The sequence below is a fragment of the Nocardia sp. NPDC056564 genome (assembly GCF_042793755.1).
Taxonomy (GTDB): domain Bacteria; phylum Actinomycetota; class Actinomycetes; order Mycobacteriales; family Mycobacteriaceae; genus Nocardia.
Genome location: NZ_JBHTUR010000002.1, coordinates 110294 through 127812, shown reverse-complemented (window position 1 = coordinate 127812; position 17519 = coordinate 110294). Strand labels below are relative to the sequence as shown.

The 17519-nt window shown below is 67.7% G+C and carries 19 protein-coding genes; 9 read left to right on the top strand and 10 right to left on the bottom strand.

Features of this window, described 5'->3' with window-relative positions; genetic code table 11:
* The first annotated feature begins 25 nt into the window (after positions 1–25).
* The 3 genes from nrdF (at position 26) to ACFQ9K_RS04645 (ending at position 2390) form a co-directional block, all read left to right on the top strand.
* The gene (gene nrdF, locus ACFQ9K_RS04655) at positions 26–988 is read left to right on the top strand and encodes a class 1b ribonucleoside-diphosphate reductase subunit beta (RefSeq protein ID WP_378719015.1); all 963 of its coding nucleotides are present in this window, start codon (positions 26–28) and stop codon (positions 986–988) included.
* Between the two features lie 105 nt (positions 989–1093).
* Positions 1094–1465, top strand: a complete 372-nt coding sequence (locus ACFQ9K_RS04650) for a MerR family transcriptional regulator (RefSeq protein WP_378726950.1) — start codon at positions 1094–1096, stop codon at positions 1463–1465.
* A 73-nt stretch (positions 1466–1538) separates the two neighbouring features.
* Complete coding sequence (locus ACFQ9K_RS04645) at positions 1539–2390, top strand: TIGR03619 family F420-dependent LLM class oxidoreductase (protein WP_378726948.1); 852 nt, start codon at positions 1539–1541, stop codon at positions 2388–2390.
* Positions 2391–2455: 65 nt separating this feature from the next.
* Here ACFQ9K_RS04645 and ACFQ9K_RS04640 read toward each other — a convergent pair whose 3' ends face one another.
* The gene (locus ACFQ9K_RS04640) at positions 2456–2674 is read right to left on the bottom strand and encodes a hypothetical protein (protein WP_378726946.1); all 219 of its coding nucleotides are present in this window, start codon (positions 2672–2674) and stop codon (positions 2456–2458) included.
* Between the two features lie 287 nt (positions 2675–2961).
* Here ACFQ9K_RS04640 and ACFQ9K_RS04635 point away from each other — a divergent pair, with 287 nt between their 5' ends.
* The gene (locus ACFQ9K_RS04635; protein WP_378982817.1) at positions 2962–3843 is read left to right on the top strand and encodes a DUF5753 domain-containing protein; all 882 of its coding nucleotides are present in this window, start codon (positions 2962–2964) and stop codon (positions 3841–3843) included.
* Positions 3833–4039: a DUF397 domain-containing protein gene (locus ACFQ9K_RS04630; protein WP_378726942.1), complete on the top strand. Its 207-nt coding sequence runs from the start codon at positions 3833–3835 to the stop codon at positions 4037–4039. The genes ACFQ9K_RS04635 and ACFQ9K_RS04630 overlap by 11 nt, the downstream gene beginning before the upstream one ends.
* 76 nt (positions 4040–4115) lie before the next feature.
* Here the strand turns inward: ACFQ9K_RS04630 and ACFQ9K_RS04625 are convergent, their stop codons facing one another.
* The 3 genes from ACFQ9K_RS04625 to ACFQ9K_RS04615 are packed head-to-tail and all read right to left on the bottom strand — an operon-like array spanning position 4116 to position 6293.
* The gene (locus ACFQ9K_RS04625; protein ID WP_378726940.1) at positions 4116–5138 is read right to left on the bottom strand and encodes an alpha/beta fold hydrolase; all 1023 of its coding nucleotides are present in this window, start codon (positions 5136–5138) and stop codon (positions 4116–4118) included.
* 29 nt (positions 5139–5167) lie between these two features.
* On the bottom strand, positions 5168–5659 hold the full coding sequence (locus tag ACFQ9K_RS04620; RefSeq protein ID WP_378982814.1) for a DinB family protein: 492 nt from the start codon (positions 5657–5659) through the stop codon (positions 5168–5170).
* Positions 5637–6293, bottom strand: a complete 657-nt coding sequence (locus ACFQ9K_RS04615; protein WP_378726256.1) for an SAM-dependent methyltransferase — start codon at positions 6291–6293, stop codon at positions 5637–5639. Before ACFQ9K_RS04615 ends, ACFQ9K_RS04620 begins: the two co-directional genes overlap by 23 nt.
* A gap of 88 nt (positions 6294–6381) precedes the next feature.
* Here ACFQ9K_RS04615 and ACFQ9K_RS04610 point away from each other — a divergent pair, with 88 nt between their 5' ends.
* Positions 6382–6960, top strand: a complete 579-nt coding sequence (locus ACFQ9K_RS04610) for a helix-turn-helix domain-containing protein (RefSeq protein ID WP_378726258.1) — start codon at positions 6382–6384, stop codon at positions 6958–6960.
* A 52-nt stretch (positions 6961–7012) separates the two neighbouring features.
* Here the strand turns inward: ACFQ9K_RS04610 and ACFQ9K_RS04605 are convergent, their stop codons facing one another.
* Together ACFQ9K_RS04605 and ACFQ9K_RS04600 are read right to left on the bottom strand one after the other, a co-directional pair.
* Positions 7013–7534: an RICIN domain-containing protein gene (locus tag ACFQ9K_RS04605; RefSeq protein WP_378726260.1), complete on the bottom strand. Its 522-nt coding sequence runs from the start codon at positions 7532–7534 to the stop codon at positions 7013–7015.
* Positions 7535–7666: 132 nt separating this feature from the next.
* A complete protein-coding gene (locus ACFQ9K_RS04600; protein WP_378726262.1) occupies positions 7667–8227 on the bottom strand; it encodes a TetR/AcrR family transcriptional regulator in 561 nt (186 codons plus the stop codon).
* A gap of 134 nt (positions 8228–8361) precedes the next feature.
* Here ACFQ9K_RS04600 and ACFQ9K_RS04595 point away from each other — a divergent pair, with 134 nt between their 5' ends.
* Positions 8362–8835 (top strand): DUF4383 domain-containing protein, encoded by a 474-nt coding sequence (locus ACFQ9K_RS04595; RefSeq protein WP_378726264.1) that lies wholly within the window; start codon positions 8362–8364, stop codon positions 8833–8835.
* 37 nt (positions 8836–8872) lie between these two features.
* Here the strand turns inward: ACFQ9K_RS04595 and ACFQ9K_RS04590 are convergent, their stop codons facing one another.
* Complete coding sequence (locus tag ACFQ9K_RS04590; protein WP_378726266.1) at positions 8873–9979, bottom strand: AraC family transcriptional regulator ligand-binding domain-containing protein; 1107 nt, start codon at positions 9977–9979, stop codon at positions 8873–8875.
* Positions 9980–10217: 238 nt separating this feature from the next.
* On the opposite strand from ACFQ9K_RS04590, the gene ACFQ9K_RS04585 reads away from it, so the two are divergent.
* Positions 10218–12296: a CocE/NonD family hydrolase gene (locus tag ACFQ9K_RS04585; protein WP_378726268.1), complete on the top strand. Its 2079-nt coding sequence runs from the start codon at positions 10218–10220 to the stop codon at positions 12294–12296.
* A 34-nt stretch (positions 12297–12330) separates the two neighbouring features.
* On the opposite strand, the gene mraY is transcribed toward ACFQ9K_RS04585, so the two are convergent.
* The 3 genes from mraY to ACFQ9K_RS04570 form a co-directional block, all read right to left on the bottom strand.
* Positions 12331–13407 (bottom strand): phospho-N-acetylmuramoyl-pentapeptide-transferase, encoded by a 1077-nt coding sequence (gene mraY, locus ACFQ9K_RS04580; RefSeq protein WP_378726269.1) that lies wholly within the window; start codon positions 13405–13407, stop codon positions 12331–12333.
* Positions 13408–13655: 248 nt separating this feature from the next.
* A complete protein-coding gene (mgtE, locus tag ACFQ9K_RS04575) occupies positions 13656–15014 on the bottom strand; it encodes a magnesium transporter (RefSeq protein ID WP_378725141.1) in 1359 nt (452 codons plus the stop codon).
* A 282-nt stretch (positions 15015–15296) separates the two neighbouring features.
* On the bottom strand, positions 15297–15818 hold the full coding sequence (locus ACFQ9K_RS04570) for a hypothetical protein (protein ID WP_378725139.1): 522 nt from the start codon (positions 15816–15818) through the stop codon (positions 15297–15299).
* A gap of 293 nt (positions 15819–16111) precedes the next feature.
* On the opposite strand from ACFQ9K_RS04570, the gene ACFQ9K_RS04565 reads away from it, so the two are divergent.
* The gene (locus tag ACFQ9K_RS04565) at positions 16112–17512 is read left to right on the top strand and encodes a glycosyltransferase (protein WP_378725137.1); all 1401 of its coding nucleotides are present in this window, start codon (positions 16112–16114) and stop codon (positions 17510–17512) included.
* Positions 17513–17519: the final 7 nt, after the last annotated feature.

Here is a 17519-nt window from a genome sequence, read left to right as displayed (position 1 = left end):
GGCTCGGGAAAGGTGTGGAGGCAGGATGAAACTGATCGATCGGGTATCGGCCATCAACTGGAATCGGGTGCCCGACGAGAAGGATGCCGAGGTCTGGGACCGGCTGACCGGCAACTTCTGGCTGCCCGAGAAGGTTCCGGTGTCCAACGATATCCCCTCGTGGGGCACGTTGACCGCCGACGAGAAGCAGCTGACCATGCGGGTCTTCACCGGCCTGACGCTGCTGGACACCATCCAGGGCACGGTCGGCGCGGTGAGCCTGATCCCGGACGCGCTGACCCCGCACGAGGAGGCGGTGTACACCAACATCGCGTTCATGGAGTCGGTGCACGCGAAGAGCTACAGCTCGATCTTCTCCACCCTGTGCTCGACCAGGGAGATCGACGACGCGTTCCGCTGGTCGGAGGAGAACCGCAACCTGCAGCGCAAGGCCGAGATCGTGCTGGACTACTACAACGGCGACGATCCGCTCAAGCGCAAGGTGGCCTCGACGCTGCTGGAGAGCTTCCTCTTCTACTCCGGCTTCTACCTGCCGATGTACTGGTCCTCGCGGGCCAAGCTCACCAACACCGCCGACCTGATCCGGCTGATCATCCGCGACGAGGCCGTGCACGGCTACTACATCGGCTACAAGTACCAGAAGGGCCTGGAGCTGGTCAGCGACGCCGAGCGCGAGGAGCTGAAGAACTACACCTTCGAGCTGCTGTTCGAGCTGTACGACAACGAGGTCGAATACACCCAGGACCTCTACGACGAGGTCGGCCTCACCGAGGACGTCAAGAAGTTCCTGCGCTACAACGCGAACAAGGCGCTGATGAACCTCGGCTACGAGGGCCTGTTCCCGAAGGACGAGACCGAGGTGAATCCGGCCATCCTGTCGGCGCTTTCGCCGAACGCGGACGAGAACCACGACTTCTTCTCCGGTTCGGGTTCGAGCTACGTGATCGGCAAGGCCGTGAACACCGAAGACGAAGACTGGGAGTTCTGAGCGAACCTCTCGGCTGAGACGGCGGCGGATTCTTCCGCCGCCGTCTTGCGTTGACACCGGCGACAACGTTTAGCGTGGCCGTGACGGTCGCTCGGAGGAGGTCGGATGCTGATCGGTGAGCTGGCGCAGCGGGCCGGCACGAGTACCCGCACCCTGCGGTACTACGAGCAGCACGGACTGGTGCGGGCGAGCCGCTCCACCAACGGGTACCGCGTCTACGACGCGACGGAACTGCCGGTGGTGCGCAAGATTCGGACGTTGCTCGAGGACGGCTTCGCCCTCGACGACATCCGCCCCTTCATCACCTGCCTGCGGGCCGGCCACAGCTCCGGCGATGGCTGCCCGGACTCGGTCGCGGTGCTGCGGCGCAAGCTCGACGAGGTGGACGACGCGCTCACCCGGCTGACCGCGCTGCGCGGGCAGTTGCAGGACCGGATCGCGGGCGCCGCGCAGCCACCCGCCTGCCAGTTCTCCTGACCTCCTGTCCGGCAGCCGGTCTCGATGGATCGGTTGTGCGATCGTCGCTGCCCACGTCAGCCGAGGAACACCGATGAAGTTTGCGATCAGTTACAGCACACCGTTTTACGGAGCCGACCCGGACCGGATCATCGCCTTCGCGCGGCACGCGGAGGCCTGCGGATTCGAGGGGCTGTATCTCCCGGATCACATCGCGCTGTATCCGGGTGCGCGGGTCGGGAACTTCGAGATGCCCGCCACACTCCCCTATCCCGATCCGCTGGACTGCCTGAGTTTCGTCGCCGCGGCAACCCAGCGGCTCCTGCTCGGCACCGGCGTGCTGCTGCTGCCGTACCGGCATCCGGTGGTGCTGGCCAAGCGTCTCGCGACCATCGATGTGCTGTCCCGCGGGCGTATGCGGTTGCTGACCGTCGGGTTGGGTGCGCTGCCGGGCGAGGCCACCGCGACGGGCGTCGACTTCGCCACCCGAGGCAGGCGCACCGACGAGGCGATCGACGTGCTGCGGCTGCTGTGGTCCGGCGGCGCCGAGGGCGTCAGCTTCGACGGCGAGTTCTTCGCCTTCGACTCGCTGGTCAGCTTCCCGAAACCCGTTGGCGTGCCGCAGCTGCCGATCCATGTCGGCGGTTCCAGCCGGGCCGCCGCCCGCCGGGCAGGCCGACGCGGCGACGGCTACTTTCCGGGCGGGCTGCTCGGCCCCGCCGAACGCGCCGTTCAACTCGACCTCGCTCGATCGGAAGCCGTTGCCGCAGGCCGTGATCCCCACGCGTTCGAGTACACGCGCTGGGGATCGATCGACCTGCCCGCTGACCGCGTCGACGGGCTGGCGGCCGAGGGAGTGACCCGGATCGTCATCGGCGGTATCGATCCCGAGGACCACTTCGACGAGATGTCTCGCTTCGCCGATCGATTCGGCCTCCGCGGCTGACCCGACGCCGGCCCCGGCACTCCCCTCTCGTGCCGGGGCCGACCGGCACCCGCCCGCCTGCCGAATCACAACTCGCCGAACACCTTTCGGAGCAGGCGCAGCACCTCCCCGCTGTCGGCCGCGAGTCCGCCCAGATCGAACCGGACGGCGCCGACCACTCGCTCCAGCGAGCGCAGTCGCTCATCGATCGTCCGCGCCCGATCCGCGAGCACCGACAGCCCGAACTCCAGGTGGGCATCTCGATTCGCCATGGCGTCCAGCCGGCATTTCACATCGTCGTCCATTTTCAATAACACCCTTCCGAAAAGGGAACTCCATTCTGGAATGTTCCGGTTATGGCGCATTTCTGAGCAATTCGGTCAATCGGCGAACTTCCATTACAGTCAGCTGGTTGTATGTCCCCGGAAGCCGATTCGGTTCGGCTGCCCAGACATACAAGTGCACCATCGCAGCCACACTGACGGAACCCTTCCTGGGCGGAGCCGGGCAAATATTAGGGAAGGTTCCAGAGTTGCTGCCATACAGAGGTTCCAGAATGAACTCATCGTTAGCGACCTTCGGAGATGCAGCCATGACAACTGGTTCGACCCTTCCCCGCAGGCTACTGGCCCGCGAGCTCCGCCGAGCCCGCGAAGCGGCGAGTGTGAGCGCGGAAGCCGCACGCAGCGCGATCGGCGTCAGCAAACAGACCTTCTGGCGGATGGAGAACGGGATCCCGATCAGATTGAACCCGTTGTTCATCAAGCGGCTGTGCGAGATCTATGACGCGTCGACAGAACTCACGCAGGTGCTGTTGACGCTCACCGAGGAGACGAAGTCGAAAGGGTGGTGGCATGCGTTCGACAGCGCGATACCTAAAAGCTTCGGATTGTTCGTCAGCCTGGAAGATGCTGCTCACCACGTGGTTTCGTACCAAACAGCGCTCATCCCGGGCCTGTTGCAGACCGCCGAATACCGCCGAGCACTGATCTGGACCGCATACCCGACCATGTCACCAGAAGAAGTCGAGACCGCAGTACAAATTGGAACCCAACGGCAAGCTCGACTGACCGGCAGCAAACCGATCACGCTCGATGCATTCATCGACGAGTCCGTGCTGCGTCGCCGAACCGGTGGCGCAGACATCATGGCAGACCAGTTGCATCAATTGGCCGAGGTCACGCAACTCGCGAATGTCTCGGTGCGAGTGGTTCCCGCGACGGCTGGCTTCTACCAAGGTCTACTGGTTGGAATGTTCGTCATTTTGGAGTTCCCGCCGCACCCAACGGCATATCTCACCGAGCCACCCGTGGTCTACGTACAAGGATTCACCGGAGATATGTATTTGGAGCGCTCAGAGGAAATCATCGCGTATCGTAATGCTTGTACGGATATCAAGCGCCTGGCGCTTGCCGACAGGGAGAGCCAGGCACTCATTCTCAATATTGCAAAGGAGTACTCCAATGAACGTTGATCTGACCAATGCACGGTGGTTCAAGAGCACGCGCAGTAGCGGCACGAAAGACTGTGTCGAGGTAGCCCATCTCGACGGCGGCATGGTCGGAGTCCGCGACTCCAAGAACCCCACCGGCCCAGCTCTGGTCTTCACCCCCGGAGAATGGGACGCCTTCACCGCAGGCGTCACCGACGGTGAGTTCAACCGCTCCTAGCACCCATTGAATACGTGAGACCCCCACTACCCGTGGGGGTCTCACTTTTCTCTGTACCCGGCTGCACTCCGAGCGGTTATCCGTTCAGGAACCTCAGCAGTTCGTCGGTGACGAATTGAGGATTCTCCTCGACCAGCCAGTGCCCCGCGTGTGGAACATCCACGGCGCGGACGATATTGGTCATCCGCGGGGCGGCGGTGGCCTGGATCGCGGCGACCTGCCCCTGCGCGGCCATGAGCAGCGTCGGGACGGATGACGGGGTGGCCGCGATGGTGTCGGTGACGTCTTTGCCGAGGGTGCGGTAGAGGTTGAAGCCGCCGGTGAGGGCCTCGGGGCGACCGTAGGTGCGGGCGTACTCGGATATCTCGGTGTCGGTGAACGGGGAACGGTCCGAGGTGCCGCCGAAAGCTGTTCCGCCGTAGGAGACCTGGGGGTAGAACAGGGCCAGGTACTCGCGGACGTCGTCGCTGACCACCGCCTCGGGGACCCGTGGCTGAGCGTGGAAGGCGATGTGCCAGCTCAGGGTTCGATAGGTGGACGCGTCGATCGCCGGGCCGGGCAGGGGCAGATCCAGGTACCCGAGGCGTGCCGTATCGGCGGAGAACTGGGCGGCATACTGGAAGGCCACCGCCGCGCCGAAGTCGTGCCCGACGACGCGGGCATCGCGGATGCCGAGACGGTCGGCGATCAAGGTGTGCACGTAGCGCGCCAGCGTGGCCTTGTCGTAGCCGGTCGGCGAGCCGGTGCTGTCGCCGAGACCAGGGAGATCTACGGCGTAGACGGTGTGCCGCTCGGCGAGCGCGGGCATGATCGGCCACCAGCCGAACCAGGTCTGCGGCCAGCCGTGGATCAGCACCACCGGCGTGCCGGTGCCGCCCTGCACGTAATGCATACGGACACCGTCGACATCGGCGAACTCGTGCTCGAAAGTGTTCTCGAACTTCGGGTCACCCTGCGTGGCGGCGGCGTAGGCGGGAACCTCGGCGGCGGTCGTCGTGGCGCAGGCGCCGGTGCCGACCGCGAGCAGGAGGGTGAGCGCGACGGTCGCCGCCGCCTGCGCGGATCGGCGAAAGCGGCGCGGCTGGACTACGGTGATCATGGACTTCTTTCGTGGCGAGGGTGATTGGTTCAGCGCCCGGTCGCGCCGTCGATCAGCTCACGGATGATGTCGGCGTGACCGGCGTGCCGGCCGGTCTCCTCGATCATGTGGGCGAGCGCCCAGCGGACGCTGGGCGCGGGACGGCCAGGCCGCGGGATGGGTGCGGTGAGATCGGTGCAGCCGTCGAGGACCTCGTTCGCGCGCTCGACCGTTTCGCGGTAGCGGGCGACGACGTCGGCCACGGCGTCCGTCGGCGCGGCCTGGAACGTCGCCTGCCAGTCGGTCACGGTGTCCCCCAGGAACATCGAGCGCTCGACGCACGTCAGGTGGTTCAGCAGTCCGAGCAGATTCGTGCCCGACGGCACTGCCGCGGTGCGCACCTGCGGTTCGGGCGCACCGTCGACCTTCGCCGCGATCGACGCCCGGAGGTAGTCGAGAAAGCCACGGAGAGTGTCGAACTCACCGCTCCCGGTCCGCGGCGGCGGTGCATCGCGGCGCTTACGACGCGAGGTGGTCGGCATGGTCACCTCCGCTGACGCGGCGAATGAGCAGAACATGGTCGGTGACCTCGGCGGTACGCCCATCCGGCCCGGTCGCGATCCGGCGGGGCGCGTCGGCCCGCTCGACCAGCCACTCCGACGGATCCAGCTGGAGACCCGCGGCGATCTCCTGAGGACTCGGGTAGCGCACGTCGGGATCCTGGTTCCACGACCACGGCGCGGTCGAACCGTGGTCCACGACCAGCAGCCGCCCGCCCGGCCGCAGCGCGTGCGCGGCCGCACGCAGGACGGTCGCCCGGTCCAGATCGAACGAGGTGTGCAGGTAGTGGGCGCTGACCAGGTCGAACTTGCCCTGCGGGAACGACTCGCGCAGGTCATGCCGCTCGGCGACGACCCGGTCACCCAGGCCCCGGGCGGCGGCGAGACCGGTGAGCCGCTCGACGGCGACGGCCGAGATATCGACGGCGGTCACCTTCCACCCCCGACCGGCCAGCCACAGCGCGTCACCGCCGTCACCGCACCCGAGATCCAGCGCAACACCGGTCGGCAGACCCGAAACCAGCTCAGCGAGAATGACATTCGGCCGCGGATCGGTGGCGGCCTGGCGGCCTGCGTAGACACCGTCCCAGAACGCGACCGCATCGGTGGTGCTCATCGTGACTCCTAACTGTCGGGACACGTTCAGTCTCGCCAGCGGCACCTCGATCTGGCACGAAAAATTGCGGTTCCGGCAAGATGGTCTGATGGACCGGGAAACCGAAGACGTGCTCGACGTGGTCGGACCGCGGCTGCGCGCGCTGCGGCGCGAGCGCGGCATCACCCTCGCCGACCTCGCCGCGACGACCGGGGTGTCGGAGAGCACCCTCTCCCGACTGGAGAGCGGGCAACGCCGGGCGACCCTGGAGCTGCTGCTGCCGCTGGCCCGCACCTACAACGTCCCGCTGGACGAGCTCGTCGGCGCCCCGCGCACCGGCGACCCGCGGATCCACCTGAAACCGATCCGCCGCTACGGGATGGTCTTCGTCCCGCTGTCCCGGCGGCCGGGCGGCACCCAGGCGTTCAAGATGATCATCCCGGCGGTGCCGGAACCGCTCGAACCGACGCCGCAGACCCACGACGGCTTCGAATGGCTGTACGTGCTCAACGGCCGCCTGCGGCTGGTCCTCGGCGAGCGCGACCTGATCCTGCCGCCCGGCGAGGCCGCCGAATTCGACACCTCCCTGCCGCACTGGCTCGGCAGCGCCGACGGCAAGGCCGTCGAACTACTCATCCTGTTCGGCCTGCAGGGCGTCCGTTCCCACGTGCACCCGACCAAGTCCTGACCACGACTGTGCCGCCGCACCCGAGCGGAGATGCGGCGGCACAGCGGCGGTCTCAGTGGCCGACGACCACCAGCACGAACTGCTGCGTCGGGTTGTTCTGCGCTGGGCGGCTCACCACGCCGTAGTCCTTCGCGTCGTACTCGTGCGCGTCCACGTACCGATTGTTGGACGCCTGCTGAATCGTGTACTTCCCACCGCCGAGCGAAGTGAAGTGCCACACCTGTGTGGGGTTGTTCTGCGCAGGCCGGGTGACCAGGTGGTAGTCGAGGGATTCGATCTCGTGCGCGTCCAGATAGCGGTTGCTGCTCACCTGCTGCACCGTCCCGGTCCCGGTGCCGCTGTCGTCCCAGTGGATGCGCCACTGCTGGCTGGTGTCGCCCTGCTTCGGCCGGGTGACCACGTTGTAATCATGCGTCCCGTCGTTCCAGGCGTCGAGGTAGCGACCACTCGACACCTGCTGGATCGTGACGATGTCGTCCGGCTGCGCGGCGTTCGCGGTGGCGGGAACGACGGCGACGGCGGTGAGAACGCCGAAGAACAATCCCGCTGCGGTGCGGCTGATGAAGTGTGTCAAGGTCGGATCTCTCTGGTGGAAGGGTGCCTGCCGAACCAATGTTCGAGCAAACGCGACCGGCCAGATAGACACCCTGAGGAGGCCGGACGGCCGCCGAGGGGTGCGGAAATCACCCCATAGGGTCGCCAATTCTCACGCCTTCAGTGCCCGTTCCAAGCCGGCGGCGACCCGGTCCAACGGATCGGTGTTCCCCTCGGTCCGGCACAGGACGAGGGCGCCCTCCAGACCGGCGATCAGCAGGGTGGCCAGATTCTCGGCGGCCGCCTCGTCGATTCCGTTGCGCTGCAAGCATTCTCGGAACGGGCGCACCCATCGCCGGAAGATCGCGCCCGCGGCCGCGAGCAGGTCGGCGTCGTCGGGGCCCGCGCCGAGCGCGACGGCCGCGACGGGGCAACCCGGCGGATAGCCGCCGCCGGTCATGGCCAGCTTCGCGCCGCCGAGGATCGCGTGCATGGCGGGGATGGGCGCCTGGGTCGCGCACACCGCTTCGATGGCCGGACCGACCGTCCCGTCGATGAACGCCAGGACCTCCTCGGCCAGCTCGGTCTTGCCGCGGGGGAAGTGGTGATAGATGACGCCGCGGTGGGTGCCCGCCTTCGCCACCACCTCGCGGAAGCCGGTGGCCGCGTAGCCCTGCCCGCGAAACAGCAGGGTCGCGTGGCGGATCATCCGCGCCCGTGTGTCCTTCGCCACTCTCCGCCTCCCGACCAGGTCATTGACTAAGACAGTAGTCCTAGAACATACTCACAACCACTTTCTAGGACGACTGGCTTAGAAACGCGGGCGTGCGCGGCACTCCCGGACACCCGACAGAGAGGAACGCCTCCGTGTCGTTCGCCGCCTTCCGCCTGCTGGTCCTGCGCTACGTCACCGCCGTGCTGGACACCCCGTTGCAGTTCTTCGTCTTCCTGACCGGGGTGTGGTTCACCGCCAACGGCGTGATCGCCTTCGGCATCTACCCGGACATGGCGTTCGGGGGCGGCATGCATTCGTGCACGATCCAGTTCCTCGGCTTCATCCCGGTCACCGTCAACGGCTGGCACGCGCTGTTCCATCTGCTCACCGGCCTGGCCGGGCTGGCCGTCGCGACCGTGCGCACCCGCGCCTTCGCCTACACCTGGACGTGCGGCCCGTTCTACCTGCTCGTCGCCGCGCTGGGCTTCGCCGGCGGCGATCATGTGCTGCACATGATGGCGGTCGACACGTTCGGCAATATCGTGCACACCGTCGAGGGCACGCTCATCCTGATCGCCGGCGGTGCGGCCGCGCTCGCCGCACGCGCGAACGCCCGACCCGACTGACTCGGCGCGGCCGCGGTGATCGCACCGCGCGGCGCCGTCAAGCGTGCGCGACAGGTTCCGCCCGGACTCCCGGCTTGGTCGCGAGGGTGACGGTATTTCCCCTGCGCCGCACCGTAACTCGCGCCTCACCACCGCGCCGGTCGCGGGCAGCGCGCCGGATCTGCTGCGGTGTCGCGCCGAACCAGCGGCGCACGGCGCGGGTGAACGCGGATTGTTCGCGCAGGCCGATCAGGGTGGTGATCTGGGACAACGGCATGTCGGTCTCGCACAGCAGCCGCTGGGCGACGTCGCGGCGCGCGCCATCGAGGATGGCGGTGAAGGTGGTCCCCTCGGCGGCGAGCGCGCGCTGCAGCGTGCGCTCGTGCATCGAGAGAGCGCGAGCGATCATGTCCATATCGAGCCCGGCGCGGGTGATCAGCCCGTCGATCACGACCCGGACCCTGGTCGCCATGGAACTGTCCAGCGCCGAATAGTTGTCGGCGAGCAAGTCCACCGCCATCGAATGCACGGTCGCGCTGCGGCCCGCGATCGGCCGCGAGAGCAGCGCCTGCGGGATCCGCAGCAGCGTCGTGGCGGAGTCGAATCGCACTTCGGCGCCGAAGAATTCGGCATAGCGCGCGGCGGGCGCGAGCGGCGGGTGCGGCAGGTGGACCGAGCGCAGGCCGTAGTCGCCGTCGACGGCCCGCAGTAAACCGCGGTGGATGGTTCCGGCGGCCAGATCGATGCTCTGGGCGAACCCGTTGGACTCGGCGGGGTCACGGAAGTTGATCGCGACCATGCCCGCACGCGGATCATCGACCAGCGCGATCGAGACCCCGGTGTGCTGGGTGGACAAGAAGCGCGACGCGCAGGCGATGGCCGCGCCCACCGTCGCGGCGGTGGTGACCGCGACCGCGAGCGGTCCGACAACGCCGCCGGCCTGACGACCGGCGAGCCGCAGACCGAAATCGGGGCAGTCGAGCTCGGCCGCGGCGATCTCCAGCGCCCACCCGACCGCTTCGCTCGGCACCACGGCGTCGTCGCGGTCGACGGCCGTGCCCTCGATGCCGAGCCGACCGAGCAGAGCCGCGCCGTCGCCGCCGAGTTCGTCGACGAGCGCCCGGTATCCGCGCAGCACCGCGGCCCGGGTCATCACCACCACCATCGCCGACTCCTCGGTTCGCTCGCGCCGTCCCGCCCCGGCCCGCGGCAGGCCGACGCCGATTGCTGGAGCGTAGCGGAGCCGACGCGGGGCCCGGAAGAGAGAACTTTGTCGCCTCAGAGCAATTCCGCACCTCGCCGGCCCGGACATACTCAGGCGGCTCGAGATCGGGTCCACTACGCGCGACCTCGCAGAACACCGATCCGGCACCTGATTCAGCGTCGACTTGGAACGGATCGAGATGAGCTTGCGAGCACGAACGACATGGTTCGGCCTACCCGCGACGGTGATCGTCGCGGTCATCGCCTGCGTGCCCTTCGGCATGCCGCCGGCCACGGCCGAGCCACCGGACGGGTTCACCGATATCGACGGCGGCCAGTACGCGCCGGCCTGGACCGCCGCGGTCGACGGACCACAGCCGTACGCCGAGATCTTCTCCGATCTCGCGATACCGGTCACCATGAGCGACGGCACCGTGATCAAGCTCGACGTCCAGCGGCCCGGCAACGGCGGCCGGGCCACCGACGAAAAGCTGCCGACCATCGTCGAATTCGAGACCTACAACAAAATGGCGGTCAACCTGGCCTCCGCGCTCTTGCAGATCCCCGGCATCGAGGATGTGCTCCTGCCCGCGCTGGCCTCGGTCGGCGCACCACCGGGCTCCGGGCTGGAGGGTCTGACCGATTTCACCAGGCAACTCGATGCCGGCCTGCTCCAGACCGCCGCGCACAACTTCGACCTGGTCAAGGGCGGCTACAACCTGGTGCACGTCGACATTCGCGGCACCGGCAGCTCCGAGGGCAAGTGGCAGCTGTTCGGCGGCAAGGAACGCGACGACGCGGCCGAGGTGATCGACTGGATCACCCGGCAGCCGTGGAGCGACGGGACCGTCGGGGTGAAAGGCACCTCGGCCACCGGCATCGCCGCGCTGCGCGCCGCCGACCGCGGCAACCCCGCGATCAAGGCCGTATTCAGCTACCTCGCCAGCGGCGACCTGGTCGACGACATCGTGATTCCCGGCGGCGCGGTCGGATTCGGCTTCGCCGCGTTCTGGCCGCTGGCGGTGAATCTGGCCAAGTTCGCGCCGGACGTCGAGGCGATCATCGCAGGCCGGTTCGACCCGGCACAGCAGCTGCGCTGGCTGCAGGACCGGCTGGCCGACCCGCTCACCTTCATGGACGTGGTCGCCAACGCGTTCACCGCGATGGACACCGGCCAGCTCATGCCGAAGACTCGCGACCTCCTCGATCCGGACTCGGACCGACGAAACGGGTTGCAGGCGAACATGAACCAGATCGCCGCGCCGACCTTCATGGTCAGCGCGTGGTGGGATGTCTTCGGCAGCACACCGACCGAAACGTACAACGAGCTCGCGCAGACCACGGACCGCAAGAAGCTGATCGTCGGCGAGGGGTTCCACTCGGGCGGCGGCCTCGCCGGATTCGGGCACAGCGGCATGCCGCCGCGCCTGGATGTGTTGCAGCGGGCCTGGTTCGACAGGTGGCTCAAGGGAATCGACAACGGCATCGACAAGTTCAACCCGATCACCCTGAAACAGCAAGGCGGTCAGTGGACTTCGGCACCGTCGTTTCCACGGGCGCAGAGCACGCACCGGCGGATGTATCTCGATGATCGCCATTCCGGCACCACCAACGCGCAATACGACGGCAGCCTGTCGGCGACTCCCGCACAGAACGGCGTCACCGACCTGACCGTCGCGCCCGGCCTGCTGAGCCTGTGCTCGCGCGACACCTCCCGGATCTGGGCGGGAATTCCGTCCGTCATCATGGCCTGCGACCAGGACTCGCGGATCTGGGAACTCAACGGGCTCACCTTCACCAGCAACCCGGTGACCGAACCGACGGTGATCTCCGGGCCGATCAACGCCCACCTCAACACCGTGCTCGACCACCCGGACGGCTACTGGGTGGTCACCGTCAACGATGTCTTCCCCGACGGCCGCTCGCGCGAAATCAGTGCCGGACAGCTCGTTTCGTCGCTGCGCCAGATCGACGACGCCAAGAGCACCCGGTCGCCCAACGGCGACTACATCGATCCCGAGTACTACCTCGACCTCGACCGCCGCGAACTCGTCACGCCCGGACAGCCGCTCGCGCTCGACATCGGCGTCGATCCGACCGACGCGGTGCTGCAACCCGGTCACCGGCTCCGCGTCGACGTCTACGCCAGCAATCTCCCGAAGGGGTTGCCGCCCTTGCCGATTCTGTCCGACAGCCAACTCGCGCCGCAGCACCTTCGGCTCGATCCCGAGCGACCGAGCTGGGTGAACATTCCGCTCAGCGTCGCCATCCCGGACTGACGGTCCCGATCGCCGCGCCGCCGTCGGCCACGAATCAGCCGATGGCGGCGAGGTATTCGCCGTAGAACAGCATCAGGCCGACCGCCGAGGAGATCCCCGCCAGCAACCAGAAGCGGATGATGACGGTGGTCTCGGCCCACTTGCTGAGTTCGAAATGATGGTGGAAGGGCGCCATTCTGAACAGCCGGTTGCGGGTGGTGCGGAAGACGACGATCTGCAGCAGCACCGAGAGGATCTCGGCGAAGAACAGCGCGCCGACCACCGCGGTGAGCAGTTCGGTGCGGGTGGTGACCGACAACCCGGCGAGCAGTCCACCCAGCGCCAGTGAGCCGGTGTCGCCCATGAAGATCTTGGCCGGCGCCGCGTTCCACCAGAGGAATCCGATGCAGGCGCCCGCGCCGGAGGCACAGACCACCGCCAGGTCGAGCGGGTCGCGGACGTCGTAGCAGCCGGCGCCGGGGGTCACCGCGCAGGCGTTGGTGTACTGCCAGAAGGTGATGATCACGTACGCGCCGAGCGCGAAACTCATCGATCCGGCGGCGAGTCCGTCGAGGCCGTCGGTGATGTTCACCGCGTTCGACCAGGCCACCACCAGGAAGCTGACCACCAGCAGGAACCCGATCAGCCCGAACGAGACGGTCTCCACGTCCCGGACGTAGGACATGTGCCTGCTGGCCGGCGTCAGCCCGGTGCTGGACGGGAACCGCAGGGCGAGGATGCCGAAGACGATCGCGGCGGCGAGCTGGCCGATGTACTTGCCGGTCGCGGTCAGGCCGAGGTTGCGCCGCTTGCGGATCTTGATGAAGTCGTCGAGGAAGCCGACGATGCCCAGCGCCGTGGCCAAGCCGAGGACGAGCAGCCCGGACGCGGACACCCCCTCCGCGTCGTGCCGGATACGGAGCAGGTGCGCGCCCAGATATCCGGCCCACATGCCGACCAGGATCGCGATGCCGCCCATCGTGGGTGTGCCGCGCTTGGCCTGGTGGCTGACCGGTCCGTCGGATCGGATCTCCTGCCCGACCTTGCGCCTGGTGAACAGCTTGATCAGCAGCGGTGTCAGGGTGATGGAGACCACCAGCGCGATCATCGCCGAGAACAGGATCTGTCTCATTCGCCCCTCACGCGGCCGTCATCGAAAAGTCGGGTAATTGAAACATCAACGCACAGGCACCTTTTCACCGCCCGGGTCGATCCGTTCCCGACGTCTGTCCGCACCGCTGCCCATCCACCAACCCACTGTCGTCCACGCGAATTGCCCCGACGTTAGCAAGCCGAATGGATTCATGCGGTGTCGTGTAGCTCCGCTTAACCGCACTGCCGCGGCCGTCCACGCAGGACGGCCGCGGCAGTGGTGTCGGTTCAGATGCCGAGAACCAGCTTGGCGGTGGTGAAGTAGATGATCAGCCCGGTGGCGTCCACCAGCGTGGTGACCATCGGCGCGGACACGACCGCGGGGTCGATCCGGAGCTTCTTGGCGAGCAACGGCATGGTGCCGCCGATGGTGGCGGCCCAGCCGCAGATCAGCACCAGGGTGATGCCGACGACGACCGCGACGCGCGGCCCGACGAACAGTCCGCCGATCACCAATCCCGCTGCGGCGAGCATGGATCCGAGCACCAGGCCGACCCGGCACTCGCGCCAGATCACCTTGAACAGGTCGGTGACCCGCACCTCGCCGACGGCGAGCGCCCGCACGCAGGAGGTCGCCGCCTGCGCCCCCGCGTTGCCGCCCGCGCCGATGAGCAACGGGATGAACAGCGCGAGATGCGCGGCCTGTTGCAGCGTCGCCTCGAACATGTCGGTGACGCTGACCGTGAGCGTCGCGGCAAACAGCAACAGCAGCAACCACATTGCGCGATACCGGGCCAGCTGGAACACGCCTGCGGCCATGTAGTGGCCCGCCCACGGCGCCGAGCCCGCCTGCCTGGCCACGTCCTCGCTGTCCGCGGCCTCGATCACCTCGACCGCGTCGTCGATGGTGAGCAGGCCGACGAGCCGGTTCTCGCTGTCCACCACGGGCATGTTGAGGTCGTTGGTCTCGCGCATCAGCCGGGCCGCCTTCTCGGCGGAGTCGGTGGCGCGGGCGCAGACCGGCTCGGTGACGACCAGTTCGGCGATCATCGTGTCCGGCTTGCTGAGCACCAGCTCGCGCAGCTCGACGATGCCGGTCAGCCGCCGGCCCGCGTCGACGACGGGCAGCGTGTAGACGGTTTCGGCGTTGGCGCCCTTGGCCCGCACCGTGGCCAGCGCCTCGGCGACGGTCAGGTTCTGCGGCAGCGCGACCACCTCGGGGGTCATGTACTGACCCGCCGAGCCCTCCGGGTAGCCGAGCAGCGCGGCGGTCATCCGCCGTTCGCGCGGGCTCAGGCCGGCGAGCACCTTCTTGGCGACCTTCGCGGGCGCCTCCCGCAGCATGCGGGCGCGATCGTCGGGCGCCATGCCCTCGATCAGGTCGCGGAAGCTCTGGTCCCGCAGGCCCTGCAGGATCTGCTGCTGGTCCACCGGTTCGAGTTCCTCGAAGACCGCCAGCGCCAGGTCCTTGTCCAGCAGCCGGAACGCCATCCCGGCCTGGACGGCGTCCATCCGGGCGAGCTGGTCGGCGATGACGTGCGGCGGGTGGTTGTCGAGCCAGGCGAGCGCGGCGTCGACGCGGTGGCAGTCGGCGATGTCCTGCAGGGATTCGGACAGCGACGGACGTACTTCGATGATCTGCGACATGGGATGTCCTCAGCAAATACGCGTGCGTGAATGGGAGCGCGAGAATTCACACCGCGGGCGCCGGCCCCCACCGTCGCTGATTGCTCAGGAATACGAAGGGGCGACGCCGCGCGGCCTTCGACTGGGAGGTTCGCTGCGCATGGCAACCCCACCTCCTTCTCGTCGCTGCCGCGGGCCGGTACAGCCCACTCCATCGGTCAAAACGTTGATCGGACGCGAAAACATCCTTGTGCAGAATACAGGCATTTCGGTGAAGTGTTCACCACCGCGGAGCCCGCTTGGTCAGTCGACCACCTTCGGCCTGATCGTGGCGGTGACGGCGGTCTCCGCGGCGCGCCAAGTGGGGACGTGACGCACCCAGTCGGGCACCGGATCCGGTTGCGCGCCGAAGAGGTAGCGGTGCGGCACCAGGTCGCGCAGGGCGTGGTGCACGTCGATCCGGTCGTCGATCATGTGCGTGATGCCGAGTTCGGCACAGTGCCCGGCCTTGTCCGCGCGCCTGCGGCAGAAGCGCAGGTGCTCGCGCGGGATGCCGGTGCGGTCGAAGAAGTCGTGGTGGTCGAGCCATTGCCGGGTGCGCTGTTCGATCCGTTCTCCGCATTTGGAGATCACCCAGGCCCGGCCTTCGAAGAGCCGGACCAGTCGGGGCAGGACGTCGAAGGCGCCGGGGCTCGGTGGGGTGCGCAGGGCCGCTTCGAGCCCGCCGGAGAGGAAGACGGTGTCCGCGTCCCCCGCGCGCAGGGCCGCCCCCTGGATGACTCGGCCGAAGTCGACGCCGAGTCGATGTTGTCTATCGATATTCATGTGGGTCAAGGATGACGCGGCTGCCCCGGCGGGGGCGAGCGAATTTTCCTGCCGTGCCGCACCACGCGGTCAGCTGACAATTTGCCGGAAGGGGACAATGCGTGCGCACGTTTTTCGTACCTGGAGTCCGATTGGCAGCCGTCCGCCGGACCGGACATCACGGCAATCGTCCCATTACCCGCATACATCAGGCAAAACGAGCACCCTAACCACATGTCACACCAGCAATGAGCCGCCGATAACGAATCGGCAGACATCAGACATGATCATTAGCCACAAGTTAGCCTGTTGGTATGCCCAAGATACTGGCATTCACCTCACCGGCACAAGGACACCTGTATCCGGTCGCGCCGGTGCTGGCGGAGCTGGTATCGCGCGGCCACGACGTGACCATGCTGACCCTGCCCGGCAGCGAGCCGGAACTGGAGCGGTTCGGCATCACCGCGCGAGCGCTACCGCCGGCGCTGACCCAGGACCGGCTCAACGATTGGGCGACCACCTCGCGCATCGCCACGCTGCGCGCGGCCGTCCGGTCGTCGGTCGCCCGCATCCCGGACGAGATCCAGGCCTTACGCAGCGCGATCATCGCCGAGCGACCGGACGCGCTGCTGATCGACATCACCGCGCCGGGCGCGCAGATCCTCGCCACGGCCAGCGGGCTGCCGTGGGCGGCGTGGGCCTCGATGCTGCTGCCCATTCCGTCCCGCGATGCACCGCCGTTCGGGCCGGGACTGCGCCCGCGCACGGACCTGATCGGCCGCGTCCGCGACAACTGCCTGCACTGGTTCCTCGATCGCCGATGGAACGAGGTGCTGCCGCAGCTCAATCACATGCGCCAGTACTACGGGCTGGACCAGCTGGAGAACACCGTGGACTACCTGCGGCAACCGCCGCTGACGCTGAACTTCACCGCGCCGCCGTTCGATGATGTGCGCACCGACTGGCCGCTGACCGTGCATCAGATCGGACCCGGCCTGTGGGCGCCGGAGGCCGAGCCGCCAGGGTGGCTCGACGAGATCGACCGGCCGCTGGCGGTGGTCACCTGTTCGACCGAGTTCCAGGACGACGGCAGGCTCGCGCAGACCGCGCTGGACGCGCTGGCCGACAGCGGGTTGTACACGGTGGTCACCACGGGCGCGATCGATCCGGCCACCCTCACCGTCCCGCCGAACGCGCGGGTCGAGCGGTTCGTGTCCCATCAGCCGCTGCTCGACCGGGCCGCCGTCGTGGTCTCGCACGGTGGCATGGGGATCACCCAAAAGGCTTTGGCCGCAGGCGTTCCGGTGTGCGTGGTGCCGTTCGGGCGCAGCCAGTCCGAGGTCGCGCGCCGGGTGGTCGGCAACGAGGCGGGCAGTTGGGTGTCGGCGAAGCGGCTCTCGGTCCGTACCCTGCGCGCCGGCATCGACAAGGCGATGGCCTGCCGGGCGGGTGCGGCCGCGGTGGCAGCCGGGTTCGCCGCGGCGGGCGGCACGCTGCGCGGCGCGGAACTGCTGGAACGGCATTTCGCGGGGCACGCGGCAGGGCACGCGGCCAGGACCGGCAGCACCCCGGTGCACAGCACGCATCCCTATCCGACCAATGAGGTCGCGCCGGAGATCACTCGGGGCGAGCCGGATCCGGTGGTGCTGCCGCCCAACGACTCTCCGCCGACCGAGGACCCCTACTGGACCACCTGGCAGCGCCGCGACCGCTGAAAAGCAG

Bases quoted from the DNA above. Each gene is read 5' to 3' on its own strand.
- ACFQ9K_RS04640 (WP_378726946.1), bottom strand. From the start codon at position 2,674: ATGGACGACGATGTGAAATGCCGGCTGGACGCCATGGCGAATCGAGAT.
- ACFQ9K_RS04615 (WP_378726256.1), bottom strand. From the start codon at position 6,293: ATGAGCACCACCGATGCGGTCGCGTTCTGGGACGGTGTCTACGCAGGC.
- ACFQ9K_RS04635 (WP_378982817.1), top strand. From the start codon at position 2,962: ATGACAACTGGTTCGACCCTTCCCCGCAGGCTACTGGCCCGCGAGCTC.
- ACFQ9K_RS04650 (WP_378726950.1), top strand. From the start codon at position 1,094: ATGCTGATCGGTGAGCTGGCGCAGCGGGCCGGCACGAGTACCCGCACC.
- mgtE (WP_378725141.1), bottom strand. From the start codon at position 15,014: ATGTCGCAGATCATCGAAGTACGTCCGTCGCTGTCCGAATCCCTGCAG.
- ACFQ9K_RS04585 (WP_378726268.1), top strand. From the start codon at position 10,218: ATGAGCTTGCGAGCACGAACGACATGGTTCGGCCTACCCGCGACGGTG.
- ACFQ9K_RS04565 (WP_378725137.1), top strand. From the start codon at position 16,112: ATGCCCAAGATACTGGCATTCACCTCACCGGCACAAGGACACCTGTAT.
- nrdF (WP_378719015.1), top strand. From the start codon at position 26: ATGAAACTGATCGATCGGGTATCGGCCATCAACTGGAATCGGGTGCCC.
- ACFQ9K_RS04570 (WP_378725139.1), bottom strand. From the start codon at position 15,818: ATGAATATCGATAGACAACATCGACTCGGCGTCGACTTCGGCCGAGTC.
- ACFQ9K_RS04625 (WP_378726940.1), bottom strand. From the start codon at position 5,138: ATGATCACCGTAGTCCAGCCGCGCCGCTTTCGCCGATCCGCGCAGGCG.
- ACFQ9K_RS04645 (WP_378726948.1), top strand. From the start codon at position 1,539: ATGAAGTTTGCGATCAGTTACAGCACACCGTTTTACGGAGCCGACCCG.
- ACFQ9K_RS04620 (WP_378982814.1), bottom strand. From the start codon at position 5,659: ATGCCGACCACCTCGCGTCGTAAGCGCCGCGATGCACCGCCGCCGCGG.
- ACFQ9K_RS04610 (WP_378726258.1), top strand. From the start codon at position 6,382: ATGGACCGGGAAACCGAAGACGTGCTCGACGTGGTCGGACCGCGGCTG.
- ACFQ9K_RS04590 (WP_378726266.1), bottom strand. From the start codon at position 9,979: ATGGTGGTGGTGATGACCCGGGCCGCGGTGCTGCGCGGATACCGGGCG.
- mraY (WP_378726269.1), bottom strand. From the start codon at position 13,407: ATGAGACAGATCCTGTTCTCGGCGATGATCGCGCTGGTGGTCTCCATC.
- ACFQ9K_RS04630 (WP_378726942.1), top strand. From the start codon at position 3,833: ATGAACGTTGATCTGACCAATGCACGGTGGTTCAAGAGCACGCGCAGT.